General features: G+C 52.2%; 14 protein-coding genes. 10 read left to right on the top strand and 4 right to left on the bottom strand.

Going from position 1 to position 16,444, the window contains the following annotated elements:
• Positions 1–76: 76 nt before the first annotated feature.
• Together ampG and FDW95_RS00965 are read right to left on the bottom strand one after the other, a co-directional pair.
• A complete protein-coding gene (gene ampG, locus FDW95_RS00970) occupies positions 77–1,552 on the bottom strand; it encodes a muropeptide MFS transporter AmpG (RefSeq protein ID WP_115259234.1) in 1,476 nt (491 codons plus the stop codon).
• A gap of 43 nt (positions 1,553–1,595) precedes the next feature.
• Entirely contained in the window at positions 1,596–2,174 is a 579-nt protein-coding gene (locus tag FDW95_RS00965; protein WP_096758067.1) for a lipoprotein, read from the bottom strand.
• Positions 2,175–2,481: 307 nt separating this feature from the next.
• Here FDW95_RS00965 and bolA point away from each other — a divergent pair, with 307 nt between their 5' ends.
• The 9 genes from bolA to fadM all read left to right on the top strand — a co-directional run bounded on the left by bolA (position 2,482) and on the right by fadM (position 12,967).
• On the top strand, positions 2,482–2,799 hold the full coding sequence (bolA, locus tag FDW95_RS00960; protein WP_096758066.1) for a transcriptional regulator BolA: 318 nt from the start codon (positions 2,482–2,484) through the stop codon (positions 2,797–2,799).
• Positions 2,800–3,145: 346 nt separating this feature from the next.
• Positions 3,146–4,444: a trigger factor gene (tig, locus tag FDW95_RS00955; protein ID WP_096758065.1), complete on the top strand. Its 1,299-nt coding sequence runs from the start codon at positions 3,146–3,148 to the stop codon at positions 4,442–4,444.
• 246 nt (positions 4,445–4,690) lie between these two features.
• Positions 4,691–5,314, top strand: coding sequence for an ATP-dependent Clp endopeptidase proteolytic subunit ClpP (gene clpP, locus FDW95_RS00950; protein WP_096758064.1), 624 nt, complete (start codon positions 4,691–4,693; stop codon positions 5,312–5,314).
• Positions 5,315–5,565: 251 nt separating this feature from the next.
• Positions 5,566–6,840, top strand: coding sequence for an ATP-dependent protease ATP-binding subunit ClpX (clpX, locus tag FDW95_RS00945; RefSeq protein ID WP_096758063.1), 1,275 nt, complete (start codon positions 5,566–5,568; stop codon positions 6,838–6,840).
• A gap of 187 nt (positions 6,841–7,027) precedes the next feature.
• The gene (gene lon / locus FDW95_RS00940; RefSeq protein ID WP_096758062.1) at positions 7,028–9,382 is read left to right on the top strand and encodes an endopeptidase La; all 2,355 of its coding nucleotides are present in this window, start codon (positions 7,028–7,030) and stop codon (positions 9,380–9,382) included.
• Between the two features lie 190 nt (positions 9,383–9,572).
• A complete protein-coding gene (hupB, locus tag FDW95_RS00935; protein ID WP_219352570.1) occupies positions 9,573–9,863 on the top strand; it encodes a nucleoid-associated protein HU-beta in 291 nt (96 codons plus the stop codon).
• A gap of 203 nt (positions 9,864–10,066) precedes the next feature.
• The gene (gene ppiD, locus FDW95_RS00930; RefSeq protein WP_115259233.1) at positions 10,067–11,941 is read left to right on the top strand and encodes a peptidylprolyl isomerase; all 1,875 of its coding nucleotides are present in this window, start codon (positions 10,067–10,069) and stop codon (positions 11,939–11,941) included.
• Positions 11,942–12,087: 146 nt separating this feature from the next.
• On the top strand, positions 12,088–12,462 hold the full coding sequence (locus tag FDW95_RS00920; protein WP_115259231.1) for a helix-hairpin-helix domain-containing protein: 375 nt from the start codon (positions 12,088–12,090) through the stop codon (positions 12,460–12,462).
• A 106-nt stretch (positions 12,463–12,568) separates the two neighbouring features.
• Positions 12,569–12,967 (top strand): long-chain acyl-CoA thioesterase FadM, encoded by a 399-nt coding sequence (fadM, locus tag FDW95_RS00915; protein ID WP_096758059.1) that lies wholly within the window; start codon positions 12,569–12,571, stop codon positions 12,965–12,967.
• Positions 12,968–13,071: 104 nt separating this feature from the next.
• Here the strand turns inward: fadM and queC are convergent, their stop codons facing one another.
• Together queC and FDW95_RS00905 are read right to left on the bottom strand one after the other, a co-directional pair.
• Entirely contained in the window at positions 13,072–13,767 is a 696-nt protein-coding gene (gene queC, locus FDW95_RS00910; RefSeq protein ID WP_115259230.1) for a 7-cyano-7-deazaguanine synthase QueC, read from the bottom strand.
• A 64-nt stretch (positions 13,768–13,831) separates the two neighbouring features.
• Entirely contained in the window at positions 13,832–15,532 is a 1,701-nt protein-coding gene (locus FDW95_RS00905; RefSeq protein WP_115259228.1) for an SgrR family transcriptional regulator, read from the bottom strand.
• Between the two features lie 123 nt (positions 15,533–15,655).
• Between FDW95_RS00905 and cof the strand changes: the two genes are divergently transcribed.
• On the top strand, positions 15,656–16,444 hold a 789-nt coding region (cof, locus tag FDW95_RS00895; RefSeq protein ID WP_137363388.1), incomplete at its 3' end, for an HMP-PP phosphatase.

Below are 16,444 nucleotides of genomic sequence, written 5' to 3'. Positions count from 1 at the left end.
CCAGCGCAAGCGCTGTTCAAAACGCTCACGCCTTTTGTCCCGTAACTCGAATTATTTAGAGCATAAATATGCAACATCACGCCAGACGCGTTTTACGCAGCGCCAGATAATCCAGCAATCCACCGAATACCACACCGCAGACTGCGACCACGACCGCAACTTCAAGCAGTTCCGGCAGGAAGGAGAAGTTAGTGTAGTCCAGGGCGTTCATTGTCAGCAGTAACAGCCAGACCACCAGCAAACAACAGCCCGCCACCAGCGTCATCAATGCCAGGTTGTACGCGCTACGAAACTCCGTGCGCGGGATAAAACTTTCGTTTTTCCAGCTATGTTCCAGCGTCTGGCGACAGACCAGCAACAGAATAAGGCCTGGGATCGCGGCAAAGACGGAGAACAGATAAAACGTGGGCCAACCGTGTGCTTCGACAAACCAGCCCGCGACCGGGCCGACATAAACGCGCCCCACAGCGGAAAGCGCGGAGAGCAGGGCAAACTGCGTTGCGGAGAAGGATTTATTGCACAGCGTCATCAGCAGAGCGACAAATGCTGCTGTCCCCATCCCACCGCACAGGTTTTCGAAGAATACTGCCGCACCCATGCTAAACATATGTTTGTCGGTAATGGAGAGCAACCAGTAACCCGCGTTCGATGCGCCCTGCAAAATGCCAAAAATCAGCAATGCGCGAAATAGCGACAGGCGTTGCATCAGGATCCCGCCGTACAGAGCGCCAACAATTGTCGCCAGCAGCCCCAGCGTTTTATTGACCACCCCAACTTCACCTGCGTCAAATCCGACGCCGCGGATTAAAAAGGTGGTGGTCAGGCTCATGGCGAAGGCATCGCCAAGCTTGTACAGCACAATCAGCAGCAGGATTAACCAGGCGTTGTTACGGCCAAAGAAATCGCGCAGCGGCGCGGCAACAGCTTGTTCCAGTGTTTTAGGGACCGGAATCGCATCTGTGGGTTCGGGGGCTAACAGGGTGGCGATAATACACGGTACCAGCAGAGCCGCCATCAGCCAGTACATGCCTTGCCAGCCAAGCCAGCGATCGGCCATCCACAGTGCCAGGCCACCGGAAACCAGCATCCCTAAGCGGTAGCCGAGCACGCTGATGGCAGCGCCGGTGCCGCGTTCTTCGGCGGGTAAAACATCCGTTTTCCAGGCATCAAAGACGATATCCTGCGACGCTGAGCAAAAGGCGATTACTACCGCCAGTGCTGCCATCCATCGCAACTGCGTGCCTGGCTCCAGAAAACCCATTGCAGCAATAGAAACCAGCAGCAAAATCTGTGTGGTCAGCAGCCAGCCTCGACGTCGACCCAAAAACGGCGGTGTGTAGCGGTCCATCACAGGGGACCAGAGGAACTTAAAGACGTAGGCCTGACCGACCAGAGAAAAGAAGCCGATAGTTTTAAGATCGATGTTCTCGACCGTCATCCACGCCTGAAGCGTACCGGAGGTCAGCGCGAGCGGTAAACCGGAAGCAAAACCCAGCATCAGCAGAATTGCTGACTTAGGTTGCTGAAAAATACGTAAGTAGTGACTGGACATGGCGTCTTTAGGCCCGACGTGCGCCGGGCCATAAGGGCAGAAATTAACGTGCGTTCTGCTTGATGAAATCGTGAACGCTGGTGTCCTGAGACATATCAGCGATGGTATCGGTCAGGACGCTGTTAACGGCATCAGCAATATTTTTGTTAGAGGCCTGCAGCGCGCCTTCAACAGAATAGCTTGCGCGGTAGTTTTTGGTCATCTTGTTGCCGTTGGCTGCGGTAGCAATAATGGCGATGTCTGCCTTGGTGGCGATGTTGTAACGCACGCTACCCTGAGACACGTCGGCGTACAGCTGGCTCACGATGATTTGCAGGTTAACAGCACCGTTTGGACCAATCATATAACCGCGTGCGGTCATCTGTTTTTCCAGCACTTCTTGCAGCAGGAAACGCAGATCGCGGGATGCAGTCAGCGTTACCAGTTGATTGTCGCGGGTGACTTTGGCCAGAGCCTGATCCTGACGCTGATCGGCCCCATTAATGCTGAGGGTCACACCCATCAGGCTAGGGTCCTGCTGCGGCAGGGTAATTTTTGGCGAAACGTCAATGGTGGTCGGTGGCGTTGCGCATCCAGCTAACATAAACAGCGCGACTAACGGAAAGAGGATTTTTTTAAACATGCCAGGGGTTCTCAGTGGATCTACATTTTATGGTTAGAGAAAATTCCCGCCATCATAACATTGCCAGAGACGAGGGGAAGTGGGTAACGCATGTAAATTCATTGCGTTGTCCGTTTATCTACTTTGATGAGACCATAAATGGACTTTTTGCAATAAACCGGACAGTTGAATCAGTGAACTTCATTCGTTTGGCTGAGAAAATCAGATAAACGCTAATTTTTTGTTGCTAAGGTGTAATGGAAACGGTAAAAGCGGCTAGTATTTAAAGGGATGGGTGACATCTCAGCGTTGTCGGAGGAAAAATTTCATGATGATTCGTGAGCAAATAGAAGAAAAATTAAGGGCAGCGTTCCAACCCGTGTTCCTCGAAGTTGTGGATGAAAGCTATCGTCACAATGTTCCGGCAGGTTCTGAAAGCCACTTTAAGGTTGTGCTGGTCAGCGATCGCTTTACAGGTGAACGTTTTCTTAATCGTCATCGGATGATTTACAGTACGTTAACGGCGGAACTCTCCACAACCGTACATGCGTTAGCCCTGCATACCTACACCACCAAGGAGTGGGAAGCATTGCAGGACACGATTTTTGCATCGCCTCCCTGTCGTGGAGCGGGAAGCATCGCGTAGAAAAACGGATTTGCAACAACCGGCGCTTTTCCAGTATGTTGCTACAGATTATGTGAAAACGGCCTACGGGCCGTTTTATTTTGTCTGAATTCTGAGTCAGTCGTACAGTATTCAGACAAAAATTAGCCGGGAATTGTGAAAAAAGCCGCAGCAACGCGCGATAACCGTTCTCGACTCATAAAAGTGATGCCGCTATAATGCGCGTCTTATTTTTCGGAATGTCTTCGGGATGATTCTGACGACAGGGAATGTGATTGATTTTGAGAACATCCCGGTTCCGCGAAGCCAACAACCTGTGCTTGCGGAGAAGAGTTGACCGAGCACTGTGATTTTTTGAGGTAACAAGATGCAAGTTTCAGTTGAAACCACTCAAGGCCTTGGCCGCCGTGTAACGATTACTATCGCTGCTGACAGCATCGAAAACGCTGTGAAAAGCGAGCTGGTCAACGTAGCGAAGAAAGTGCGTATTGACGGCTTTCGCAAGGGAAAAGTACCGATGAATGTTGTTGCTCAGCGTTATGGCGCTTCTGTTCGCCAGGACGTTCTGGGCGACCTGATGAGCCGTCACTTCGTTGATGCAATCATCAAAGAAAAAATTAATCCGGCTGGCTCTCCGAACTACGTTCCGGGCGAATACAAACTGGGTGAAGATTTTACTTACGCGGTAGAGTTTGAAGTTTACCCGGAAGTTGAGCTGAAGGGGCTGGACGCAATCGAAGTTGAAAAACCGGTTGTTGAAGTCACCGACGCTGACGTTGACGTCATGCTGGACACCCTGCGTAAGCAGCAGGCGACCTGGAAAGACAAAGACGGCGCTGCTGATGCAGAAGACCGTGTCACCATCGACTTCACCGGTTCTGTAGACGGCGAAGAGTTCGAAGGCGGCAAAGCGTCTGACTTCGTACTGGCAATGGGTCAGGGTCGTATGATCCCAGGCTTCGAAGAAGGCGTTAAAGGTCACAAAGCTGGCGAAGAGTTCACTATCGAAGTGACCTTCCCGGAAGACTACCACGCTGAAAACCTGAAAGGTAAAGCGGCTAAATTCGTTATCAACCTGAAGAAAGTTGAAGAACGTGAACTGCCGGAACTGACTGAAGAATTCATCAAGCGTTTCGGCGTGGAAGATGGTTCTGTTGCCGGTCTGCGTGCTGAAGTGCGTAAAAACATGGAACGCGAGCTGAAAGGCGCCGTGCGTAACCGCGTTAAGTCTCAGGCGATCGAAGGTCTGGTAAAAGCGAATGACATCGACGTTCCGGTTGCCATGATTGACAACGAAATCGACGTTCTGCGTCGTCAGGCTGCACAGCGTTTCGGTGGCAACGAGAAACAAGCTCTGGAACTGCCGCGTGAACTGTTCGAAGAACAGGCTAAGCGTCGCGTTGTTGTTGGCCTGCTGCTGGGCGAAGTTATTCGTACCAACGAGCTGAAAGCTGACGAAGAACGCGTAAAAGGCCTGATCGAAGAGATGGCTTCTGCTTACGAAGATCCGAAAGAAGTGGTTGAATTCTACAGCAAGAACAAAGAGCTGATGGAAAACATGCGTAACGTCGCTCTGGAAGAGCAGGCTGTTGAAGCGGTTCTGGCGAAGGCAAAAGTGACTGAAAAAGCCACTACCTTCAACGAACTGATGAACCAGCAGGCGTAATTCGTCGCGTTTTTAGCACGAAATTCGCACATAAGCCCGTCACCTTCCGGTGGCGGGTTTTTTTTGTCACGCATTTTGCATGGGAAGGGTGCGAAAACAGCGTTTCAGTGTTAGCGTTACAACAAAAGATTGTTATGCTTGAATTATGGCGATGTCGTACCCATTACTGAGGGACTAGCTGATAATCCGTCCATAAGGTTACAATCAGCACAGCAGGTTTTTTCAAATTTTATCCAGGAGACGGAAATGTCATACAGCGGCGAACGAGATAACTTTGCACCCCATATGGCGCTGGTGCCGATGGTCATTGAACAGACCTCACGTGGCGAGCGCTCTTTTGATATCTATTCTCGTCTACTTAAGGAACGCGTCATTTTTCTGACCGGCCAGGTCGAAGACCATATGGCTAACCTGATCGTGGCGCAGATGCTGTTCCTGGAAGCGGAAAACCCAGAAAAAGATATCTACCTGTACATCAACTCCCCGGGTGGGGTAATTACCGCAGGGATGTCTATCTATGACACCATGCAGTTTATTAAGCCGGACGTTAGCACCATTTGTATGGGCCAGGCGTGCTCAATGGGCGCGTTCCTGTTGACTGCAGGGGCAAAAGATAAACGCTTCTGCCTGCCTAACTCTCGCGTCATGATCCACCAGCCTCTGGGCGGTTACCAGGGCCAGGCAACGGATATTGAAATTCATGCCCGTGAAATCCTTAAAGTGAAAGGGCGCATGAATGAACTTATGGCGCATCATACGGGTCAATCGCTTGAGCAGATTGAACGTGACACCGAGCGCGATCGCTTCCTCTCTGCTTCTGAAGCAGTAGAGTACGGTCTGGTCGACTCGATTTTGACCCATCGTAATTGATGCCCAGGACGCAAGTGTGTCGCTATACACTTCATCCTTCACGCTACCTCTTTGTTGGCTGCTAGCGCTCCCCCCAGTTACTTACTTATGTAAGCGCCTGGGGAGTCGCTTAGTTGCCGCCTCGATGTAGCTCGAATGATTTTGTGTATATACTAATGAAGGGCGGCACAACGCTGACAAGCGGCTTGCGCCTGAGAATGGCATTTGCGTCGTCGTGTGCGGCACAAAGAACAAAGAAGAGGTTTTGACCCATGACAGATAAACGCAAAGATGGCTCGGGCAAATTGTTGTACTGCTCTTTTTGCGGCAAAAGCCAGCATGAAGTGCGCAAGCTGATTGCCGGACCATCCGTGTATATCTGCGACGAATGTGTTGATTTATGTAATGACATCATTCGCGAAGAGATTAAGGAAGTCGCACCGCATCGTGAACGCAGTGCGCTGCCGACGCCGCATGAAATTCGCAACCACCTGGACGATTACGTTATCGGTCAGGAGCAGGCGAAGAAAGTGCTGGCGGTCGCGGTATACAACCATTACAAACGTCTGCGCAACGGCGACACCAGCAATGGCGTCGAGTTGGGCAAAAGTAACATCCTGCTGATCGGCCCGACGGGTTCCGGTAAAACGCTGCTGGCTGAAACGCTGGCGCGCCTGCTGGACGTTCCGTTCACTATGGCCGACGCCACCACCCTGACCGAAGCAGGTTATGTGGGTGAGGACGTTGAAAATATCATTCAGAAATTGTTGCAGAAGTGCGATTACGACGTACAGAAAGCGCAGCGCGGCATTGTCTATATTGATGAGATCGACAAGATCTCGCGTAAATCAGACAACCCGTCCATCACGCGTGATGTTTCCGGCGAAGGCGTACAGCAAGCGCTGTTGAAACTGATCGAAGGTACGGTTGCTGCTGTGCCTCCGCAGGGCGGACGTAAACATCCGCAGCAGGAGTTCTTGCAGGTTGATACCTCTAAGATCCTGTTTATCTGTGGCGGTGCATTTGCCGGTCTGGATAAGGTGATTGCTAACCGTGTTGAAACCGGCTCCGGCATTGGTTTTGGCGCGACGGTAAAAGCCCAGTCTGATAAAGCCAGCGAAGGTGAACTGCTGTCGCAGGTTGAGCCGGAAGATCTGATCAAATTTGGTCTGATCCCTGAGTTCATTGGACGTCTGCCGGTGGTGGCAACGTTGACCGAGCTGAGCGAAGATGCGCTGATCCAAATCCTGAAAGAGCCGAAAAATGCCCTGACAAAGCAGTATCAGGCGTTGTTCAATCTTGAAGGCGTGGATCTGGAATTCCGTGACGAAGCGCTAGATGCTATCGCCAAGAAAGCGATGGCGCGTAAAACCGGTGCTCGTGGTCTGCGTTCTATCGTTGAAGCTGCACTGCTCGACACCATGTACGATCTGCCTTCTATGGAAGACGTCGAAAAAGTGGTTATCGACGAGTCCGTTATCGGTGGTCAGAGCAAGCCATTACTGATTTACGGTAAGCCGGAAGCGCAGCAGGCATCTGGCGAATAATTAACCATTTTATACAATCGGTTAATCAAAAAGGGGGGATTTTATCTCCCCTTTTATTTTTCCGTAAACATGGCGTTGAATGTGTGGGAAACATCCCCATATACTGACATACATGTTAAAGGTGGTAATAAGAAGCACAGCAATGCCACCTGATTACCTGGCGGACACTAAACTAAGAGAGAGCTCTATGAATCCTGAGCGTTCTGAACGCATTGAAATCCCCGTATTGCCGTTGCGCGATGTGGTGGTTTATCCGCACATGGTCATACCCTTATTTGTAGGGCGGGAAAAATCTATCCGTTGTCTGGAAGCGGCCATGGACCATGATAAAAAAATCATGCTGGTCGCACAGAAAGAAGCATCAACGGATGAGCCGGGTGTAAACGATCTTTTCACCGTCGGGACCGTGGCCTCTATTTTGCAGATGCTGAAACTGCCTGACGGCACTGTAAAGGTGCTGGTCGAGGGGTTACAGCGCGCGCGTATTTCTGCGCTGTCTGATAACGGTGAGCATTTCTCTGCGAAAGCGGAGTACCTTGATTCGCCGGCCATTGATGAGCGCGAACAGGAAGTGCTGGTGCGTACCGCAATCAGCCAGTTCGAAGGCTATATCAAGCTGAACAAGAAAATCCCACCAGAAGTGCTGACGTCGCTTAATAGCATTGACGATCCTGCACGCCTGGCGGACACCATCGCTGCGCACATGCCACTAAAACTGGCGGATAAGCAGTCCGTGCTGGAGATGTCAGACGTTAACGAACGTCTGGAATATCTGATGGCAATGATGGAATCTGAAATCGATCTGCTGCAGGTTGAGAAGCGTATTCGCAACCGCGTGAAAAAGCAGATGGAGAAGTCCCAGCGTGAGTACTATCTGAACGAGCAAATGAAAGCCATTCAGAAAGAACTCGGCGAGATGGACGACGCGCCGGATGAAAACGAAGCGCTGAAGCGTAAAATCGACGCGGCGAAAATGCCGAAAGAGGCAAAAGAGAAAGCGGAAGCAGAACTGCAGAAGCTGAAAATGATGTCTCCGATGTCGGCAGAAGCGACCGTGGTTCGCGGCTACATCGACTGGATGGTGCAGGTACCGTGGAACGCGCGTAGCAAGGTCAAAAAAGACCTGCGTCAGGCGCAGGAGATCCTCGATACCGATCATTATGGTCTGGAGCGCGTGAAAGACCGCATCCTTGAGTATCTTGCGGTTCAAAGCCGAGTCAACAAAATCAAGGGGCCGATCCTGTGCCTGGTAGGGCCGCCGGGGGTGGGTAAAACCTCTCTGGGGCAGTCCATTGCTAAAGCGACCGGGCGTAAATACATCCGTATGGCGCTGGGTGGCGTGCGTGACGAAGCGGAAATCCGCGGTCACCGCCGGACCTATATCGGTTCAATGCCGGGCAAACTGATCCAGAAAATGGCCAAGGTGGGCGTTAAAAACCCGCTGTTCCTGCTCGATGAGATCGACAAAATGTCTTCCGACATGCGTGGCGATCCGGCGTCCGCACTGCTTGAAGTGCTGGATCCCGAACAGAACGTGGCGTTCAGCGATCACTACCTGGAAGTGGACTACGATCTCAGCGACGTGATGTTTGTTGCGACCTCTAACTCCATGAACATTCCGGCACCGCTGCTGGATCGTATGGAAGTGATCCGTCTGTCCGGTTATACCGAAGACGAGAAGCTGAATATTGCTAAACGCCACCTGCTGCCGAAGCAGATTGAGCGTAACGCGCTGAAAAAAGGTGAACTGACGGTCGACGATAGCGCCATTGTGGGCATTATTCGTTACTACACCCGTGAAGCGGGCGTGCGTAGTCTGGAGCGTGAAATCTCCAAACTGTGCCGCAAAGCGGTGAAACAACTATTGCTTGATAAGTCACTGAAACATATCGAGATCAATGGCGATAACCTGCACGACTATCTGGGTGTGCAGCGCTTTGACTACGGCCGTGCGGACAACGAAAACCGCGTAGGTCAGGTCACTGGTCTGGCGTGGACTGAAGTGGGTGGCGATCTGCTGACCATCGAAACCGCCTGTGTGCCGGGTAAAGGCAAGCTGACCTACACCGGTTCTCTGGGCGAAGTGATGCAGGAATCCATTCAGGCAGCGCTGACCGTGGTACGCGCACGTGCGGAGAAACTGGGTATTAACCCGGACTTCTACGAAAAACGTGATATTCACGTTCACGTCCCTGAAGGGGCAACGCCGAAAGATGGTCCAAGCGCAGGTATTGCTATGTGTACCGCACTGGTATCGTGCCTGACCGGTAACCCGGTTCGTGCGGATGTTGCCATGACCGGCGAGATCACCCTGCGTGGTCAGGTTTTGCCGATCGGTGGTTTGAAAGAAAAACTGCTGGCAGCACACCGTGGTGGTATCAAAACGGTCTTAATTCCTGATGAAAACAAACGTGACCTGGAAGAGATTCCGGACAACGTTCTCGCCGATCTGGACATCCATCCGGTGAAGCGCATTGAGGAAGTTCTGACTCTGGCACTGCAAAACGAACCTTCAGGTATGCAGGTTGTGACGGCAAAATAGTGACCTCGCGCAAAGAGCGTCAATAAAAACAGGGCTGGCAGGCCATTTCGGGCTTGCCAGCCTTTTTTTGTATAGCTAATTTAGATGACGGATTAGGCTTGCCATCATTAACGGGTGTTGTAAGGGCATGGCAGGCCTGATATAACTGCTGCGCGTTCGCACTTTGAAGGATTCAGGTGCGATATAAATTATAAAGAGGAAGAGAAGAGTGAATAAATCTCAACTGATCGACAAAATTGCTGCAGGGGCTGATATCTCTAAAGCTGCGGCTGGACGTGCGTTAGATGCAATTATTGCTTCTGTTACCGAATCCCTGAAAGAAGGTGATGACGTAGCGCTGGTAGGTTTTGGTACTTTTGCCGTTAAAGAGCGTGCTGCCCGTACTGGTCGCAACCCGCAAACTGGTAAAGAGATCACTATCGCCGCGGCTAAAGTACCGGGTTTCCGTGCAGGTAAAGCACTGAAAGACGCGGTAAACTAAGTGATTCCCCCTTTGGGGATGTGACTAAGTACAAGGGCGCATCAACAGATGTGCCTTTTTTATTTGTGATTCCGGGACTTTCTATGTGTTGTGGGCTGACAATCGCCCCAGTTTCTTGTCACAATAGACCTTTCCACGCAGCGTTCAGAAAACGCTATGCTGCGTGAGGTATACAGTCACCTACAGCGGAGTGTGGTTACACCATGATGGACAGCTTACGCACGGCTGCTAACAGTCTCGTGCTCAAGATTATTTTCGGTATCATTATCGTGTCGTTCATTTTGACCGGCGTGAGTGGTTACCTGATTGGCGGAAGCAACAACTACGCCGCAAAAGTGAATGGCCAGGAAATTAGCCGCGGGCAGTTTGAGAATGCGTTTAACAGTGAACGTAATCGCATGCAGCAGCAGCTGGGCGATCAGTTCTCTGAGCTGGCGGCGAATGAAGGCTACATGAAAACGCTGCGTCAGCAGGTGCTGAATCGTCTGGTAGACGAAGCGCTGCTGGACCAATACTCTCGCGAACTGAAGCTCAGCATCAGCGATGAGCAGGTTAAACAGGCTATCTTCTCAACGCCTGCTTTCCAGGTTGACGGTAAATTTGATAACAACCGCTATAACGCAATTGTAAATCAGATGGGGATGACCGCAGACCAGTATGCTCAGGCGCTGCGTAACCAACTCACCACCCAGCAGTTGATCAACGGCGTAGCCGGGACAGAGTTCATGCTGAAGGGGGAAACGGACGAACTGGCGGCGCTGGTTGCACAGCAGCGTATCGTGCGTGAAGCGACTATTGACGTCAACGCACTTGCAGCGAAACAGTCGGTTTCCGAGCAGGAAGTTGCCAGCTACTACGAGCAGAATAAAAACCACTTTATGATGCCGGAGCAGTTCCGTGTGAGCTACATCAAGCTGGATGCTGCAGCTATGCAGGAAACAGCCAGCGATGCGGATATTCAGTCTTATTATGACCAGCATCAGGATCAGTTCACTCAACCGCAGCGTAATCGCTACAGCATCATCCAGACCAAAACGGAAGATGAAGCCAAAGCGGTACTGGATGCGCTGAACAAAGGTGGTGATTTTGCCGCCCTGGCGAAGGAAAAATCTGCCGACATTATCTCTGCCCGTAACGGCGGTGATATGGGATGGCTGGAAGAATCCACCACGCCAGAAGAGCTGAAGAATGCGGGTCTGAAAGAAAAAGGCCAACTGTCAGGCGTGATCAAGTCTTCTGTGGGTTTCCTGGTTGCTCGTCTTGATGATGTCCAGCCAGCGCAGGTTAAACCGCTGAGCGAAGCACGTGACGAGATTGCGGCGAAAGTGAAGCAGGAAAAAGCGCTGGATGCCTACTATGCGCTGCAGCAGAAAGTCAGCGATGCGGCAAGCAACGATAACGAATCCCTCGCGGGGGCTGAGCAGGCAGCGGGTATGAAAGCCGTTGAAACGGGCTGGTTTAGCCGTGACAGCCTGCCTGAAGAGCTGAATTTCAAACCGGTTTCAGACATCATTTTCAATGGTGGCCTGGTTGGTGAGAATGGCACTCCGGGCAGCAACTCTGACATCATCACCGTGGATGGCGATCGCGCGTTTGTGCTGCGTATTGCTGAGCACAAAGCGGAAGCTGTTAAGCCGCTGGCTGAAGTGAAAGATCAGGTAACCGCGCTTGTTAAGCATAACAAAGCAGAGCAGCAAGCGAAGCTGGATGCCGACAAACTGCTGGCTGCGCTGAAAGCCGGTAAAGGCGATGAAGCAATGAAAGCGGCAGGTCTGAGTTTTGGTGAAGCGAAAACCCTGAGCCGTACAGGTCAGGATCCGCTGAGCCAGGCGGCGTTTGGTCTGGCGCTGCCGGCGAATGACAAGCCGAGCTACGGCGTAGCGAACGATATGCAGGGCAACGTTGTTCTGCTGGCGCTCGACGCGGTGAAAGCGGGTTCAATGCCAGAAGAGCAGAAGAAAGCAATGGTTCAGGGGATTACTCAGAACAACGCGCAGATTGTCTTCGAAGCGCTGATGAGTAACCTGCGTAAAGCGGCAAAAATTAAAGTCGGTGACGCGCTGGAACAGCAGCAATAATCGAGACGCTTCGCAAAAAATTGCAAAAAGTTGTATACACCAAAGGCCGCTTTCGCGGCCTTTTCCATTTCTGAATTTTGCCATTTGTCTGCTGTTCTCCACCTCGCTATCGTGATTCCACTGTTAACAAACAAGGAGAAAACAGTATGAAACATGGAATCAAAGCACTGCTTATCACCCTTTCATTAACCTGTGCTGGCGTGAGCCAAAGTACCCTGGCCGCGGAACCGGTCGCTAAAAGCCAGGCGGTCCAGACCAAAGCAGAGGGGGCGGGTGCGGCGCATAGCAAAGCAACGGTACCGACGAAAGCCAGCGATGATGAAGGCACCAGGGTAAGCATCAATACCGCGTCGGCGGAGGATTTAGCGCGGGTCATGAATGGTGTCGGGCTAAAGAAAGCGCAGGCGATTGTCAGCTACCGGGAGGAGTACGGGCCGTTTAAAACGGTTGATGACTTAAAACAGGTGCCGGGAATGGGCAGTTCACTGGTGGAGCGTAACCAGGCTGTTTTAACACTTTAATAACTTGCAGAGCGCTGAAAATTTGCCAGACTGTAGAGGTCATACCAGTTATGACCTCCTTATCCTCAAGTCTATTCCTATAAAAACAAATTAGGGTTCCTGCGCTATGCAAACACAAATCAAAGTTCGTGGTTTTCATCTCGATGTCTATCAACATGTTAACAATGCCCGCTACCTTGAGTTTCTGGAAGAAGCCCGCTGGGACGGTCTGGAAAACAGTGATAGCTTCCAGTGGATGACCGCGCACAACATCGCTTTTGTGGTGGTTAACATTAATATCAACTACCGGCGTCCCGCCGTGCTGAGTGATCTGCTGACCGTCACCAGTCAGGTACAACAGTTAAATGGCAAAAGCGGTGTGTTAAACCAGACCATCACGTTAGAGCCGGAAGGGCAGGTAGTGGCCGATGCGTTGATTACCTTCGTCTGTATCGATTTAAAAACGCAGAAAGCGCTGCCGCTGGAAGGGGAATTGCGCGAAAAGCTGGAGCAGATGGTGAAGTAAGGGAAGATTGCCGGGCCTGCAAACATCAGGCCTGCAAATGATACCGATTTGTAGGCCGGATAAGACGCATTAGCGTCGCCATCCGGCATTATCATCGCGATAAATTACTTTAACCCGGTTTTCTGCTTCATGGCCGCCATCACTGCCGGTTTATCCGCCAGATAATGGTTCAGGCCGTTGGCACGCAGGTTACAGGCGGCACACTGGCCGCAACCGTCGCCCTTAACGCCGTTATAGCAAGTCAGCGTCTCTTCACGCACCAGATCCAGCTTGCCCCAGTAGTCGGCCAGTGCCCAGGTTTCGGCTTTATCAAGCCACATCAACGGGGTTTCAAAGCGGATATCTTTTGCCATGCCCAGACTTACGGCATGATTCAGCGCTTTGACAAACTCATCGCGACAATCAGGATAGCCGGAGAAATCGGTCTCGCAAACGCCAGTAATGACCGCTTCCGCTTGCACCTGATATGCATAAATCGCCGTCAGCGTTAAGAACAAAATATTACGTCCGGGCACAAAGGTGTTGGGAATGCCGTTGGCTTCCGGTTCGTAATCCGGTACCGGAATGTTATCGCGGGTCAAGCTACTGACCGCCAGTTCGCTAAGCAGCGTGACGTCGAGAACTTTGTGTGCGCGTGCGCCGAGTTTTAAGGCCAGGTCACGTGCGACATCAATCTCAGCGCGATGGCGCTGACCATAATCAAAGGTCACACAGTGCACTTCATCATATTGATGCAGCGCCTGCGCCAGACAGGTGGTGGAGTCCTGACCTCCACTAAATACGACAACGGCACGTTTCATGGTTTTTCCTGACAAATAACGAAAACCCTATGGTAGCGCCTGGGCGCGGCGTCGACCAGCTTCTTCACGATGAAGGCGGCGGCAGCCAGGCCTCGGTGAATTCAAACCAGCCTCTGGGGTTGAGCCGCACGCCGTTGACGCCCGGTGGGGCGCTAATGCGGTAATGGTAATTAAACAGCGGCGTTAGCGTGGCGTCATTCATCAGGTTAGTGAAAACCTGCTGTAACGCCGCGTGACGATGATCCTCATTAGCCTGGGTTTGCAGCGCATCCAGCGTGGCCTGTAGATGAGAGAATGCCGGGGCATCCAGAACATGTGGCCAGAGCTGATCGCAGCGTAGCCACTGCTCAAGTGTATATTCTGGTGCTTCGCCAATCAGACGGTCGCCCATCATCAGGTCGGCCTGGGCCAGAGGATGGTCACTGTCCCAGTTCTTAGCATTGTGAAAAATCAGCGTTAACTCGCAGCCCAGCGTTGCCAGTACCTGGCGAAGCTGTTCGGCCATGGCGTGCAACTCTACTGGCAGGTGATATACCAGCGTCAGTTTTTCCGGCAGGGCCACTTCATCCAACTGATCCCATTGCGGAATGGTCCACCCTGGCAGCAGCGCATTGCTTGGGGTAATCAGATTCTCTTCCACCTCAAGCGTCTGCAACAGGGAAGAGCGGTGGATGATATTGACCAGCCGACGCGCCTGAAGCACGTTCAGCCGTGCGCTTTTCCTGAGGGTTAAATAACAAAATCCGAGGCTGATCCCGCTACTGACCTGGCTAAGCATCGGCAGTTCCTCAGGCTTGCCAATGGCAATTTGCACCGGATGGCGGCAGCTGGTACCCAGATCCTGGTCGAAAAGCTGCGGTGTTATCCAAAATTCAATGGCTTTCAGCAACGGGTGGCTGAGGTGATAGTGGTCATGGCTCTCGATACGGACCAGCTCCGGTGTAAACAGCGTCAGCCTAAACGGACCGGTGCCGACGAGCGGCTGTTCCGGGTGCGCCAGATGACTGCTGTAGCTGGCCAGACGGTGTGCCAGCCAGAAGTCGGGGCGATGTAAAATAAACGTCAGGCATTGAGGGTGAGTCACCTCAATACACTTTACGCTGATAAATAATTTATTGAGCGCGGGCAGCTCCAGCAGATGTTGCAGGCGTTGATGTAGCTGCGAGGTGCTGAGCGCGTCACCGTTATGCCAGTGCAGCGTGGATCGAATATAGAAATCCCAGCGCAGGCCGTCGGCGGAGATATCCCAGTGGTGGGCCAAATCACCGCAGGGGCGCTGGGTCGTACTGTCAAAACGGGTCAGTCCGGAGAAGACTTGCCCGGCAAGATGTTGTTCGGCACGACCGGGGAGAAAGCCGGGGCGGAGGGGATCAAGTGGGCGATAGTAGGGAATACGCAGGGTTGGCGTATCGTTATGCCACTGGCCGCCCATAAACGGCTGCAGCAGCGTTCTTAATTCTCCGGGAGCCAGCTGTGCCAGCTCCAGCACGCTACGCTGTTCTCCCTTTTGCAACGCCTGCTCCATCATCGTATTGCGCAGCGAGTCGGGCGTGACCAAAAAGCGCAATTGTCCCCGTTTCCCGCGTCCTGAGCGTGCTTCCCATGCCAGCCAGCCCGCCTCCTGTGCCTGGCGTAGCAGCGTACGGACATGGCGCTCGCTGCAAAAACAGCGTTCAGCCAGTTCGCCGACGGTGACCGACTGCGGCTCTCCGTTTGAGGGCTGCCAGAGGCGTTGGTACTGATTCAATCGATTCAAAAGTCGCATTTGCACTTCATCCTTCGGGCAACATAAACCCGGAACAATTCGTTTTATCTATTCACTATTACTTCCGTATATCTCAGGTGATACTGAACCACAAGTTAACCGCGTCACAGTGTGGAGAAAGAAATGGCTCGTCTGGCTGCATTTGATATGGATGGCACCCTGCTGATGCCGAATCACCATTTAGGTGACGAAACACTCTCGACGCTGGCGCGCCTGCGTGAACGCGACATCACCCTGACGTTTGCCACTGGCCGCCATGTGCTGGAGATGCGTCATATCTTAGGGACCCTCTCGCTGGACGCATTTTTGATAACGGGTAACGGGACGCGTATTCATTCGCTGGAAGGGGATGTACTGCATCGTCAGGATCTGGCACCCGAGGCAGCAGATATCGTCCTGCATCAGAAGTGGGATACCCAGGCCAGCATGCATGTCTTCAATGACAATGGATGGTTCACCGGGCAGGAGATCCCGTCGATCCTCAAGGCGCATGTGTACAGCGGATTCCGTTATCAGGTCGTGGATGTGAAACGTATCCCCGCGCATCAGGTGACGAAGATCTGCTTCTGCGGCGATCATGACGACCTGATACGCCTGCGCATTCAATTGAATGAGGCGCTGGGTGAGCAGGCAAATCTCTGTTTTTCCGCCGTAGACTGTCTTGAAGTGCTGCCGCTGGGCTGTAACAAAGGCTCCGCGCTGGCGGTACTGAGTGACCATTTAGGTTTTTCTATGGCTGAGTGCATGGCATTTGGTGACGCGATGAACGATCGCGAGATGCTGGGCAGCGTAGGGCGAGGTTTGATTATGGGCAACGCCATGCCGCAATTAATTGCTGAGCTTCCTGATTTACCGGTGATTGGACATTGTCGCAATCAGGCGGTATCGCACTTTTTAACACATTGGCTGGAT

Origin of the sequence: Citrobacter sp. wls718, from assembly GCF_005280945.1 — a bacterium.
Classification (GTDB): Bacteria; Pseudomonadota; Gammaproteobacteria; order Enterobacterales; family Enterobacteriaceae; genus Citrobacter; species Citrobacter gillenii.
The sequence above is the reverse complement of the archived record's forward strand: the minus strand, read 5'-3'. Positions and strand labels throughout refer to the sequence as shown.

What these genes read in the sequence shown, in the direction of transcription:
- queC (WP_115259230.1), bottom strand. Translation starts at nt 13,767, where the DNA reads ATGAAACGTGCCGTTGTCGTATTTAGTGGAGGTCAGGACTCCACCACC.
- FDW95_RS00905 (WP_115259228.1), bottom strand. Translation starts at nt 15,532, where the DNA reads ATGCGACTTTTGAATCGATTGAATCAGTACCAACGCCTCTGGCAGCCC.
- FDW95_RS00920 (WP_115259231.1), top strand. Translation starts at nt 12,088, where the DNA reads ATGAAACATGGAATCAAAGCACTGCTTATCACCCTTTCATTAACCTGT.
- bolA (WP_096758066.1), top strand. Translation starts at nt 2,482, where the DNA reads ATGATGATTCGTGAGCAAATAGAAGAAAAATTAAGGGCAGCGTTCCAA.
- ppiD (WP_115259233.1), top strand. Translation starts at nt 10,067, where the DNA reads ATGATGGACAGCTTACGCACGGCTGCTAACAGTCTCGTGCTCAAGATT.
- clpP (WP_096758064.1), top strand. Translation starts at nt 4,691, where the DNA reads ATGTCATACAGCGGCGAACGAGATAACTTTGCACCCCATATGGCGCTG.
- lon (WP_096758062.1), top strand. Translation starts at nt 7,028, where the DNA reads ATGAATCCTGAGCGTTCTGAACGCATTGAAATCCCCGTATTGCCGTTG.
- fadM (WP_096758059.1), top strand. Translation starts at nt 12,569, where the DNA reads ATGCAAACACAAATCAAAGTTCGTGGTTTTCATCTCGATGTCTATCAA.
- tig (WP_096758065.1), top strand. Translation starts at nt 3,146, where the DNA reads ATGCAAGTTTCAGTTGAAACCACTCAAGGCCTTGGCCGCCGTGTAACG.
- ampG (WP_115259234.1), bottom strand. Translation starts at nt 1,552, where the DNA reads ATGTCCAGTCACTACTTACGTATTTTTCAGCAACCTAAGTCAGCAATT.
- clpX (WP_096758063.1), top strand. Translation starts at nt 5,566, where the DNA reads ATGACAGATAAACGCAAAGATGGCTCGGGCAAATTGTTGTACTGCTCT.
- FDW95_RS00965 (WP_096758067.1), bottom strand. Translation starts at nt 2,174, where the DNA reads ATGTTTAAAAAAATCCTCTTTCCGTTAGTCGCGCTGTTTATGTTAGCT.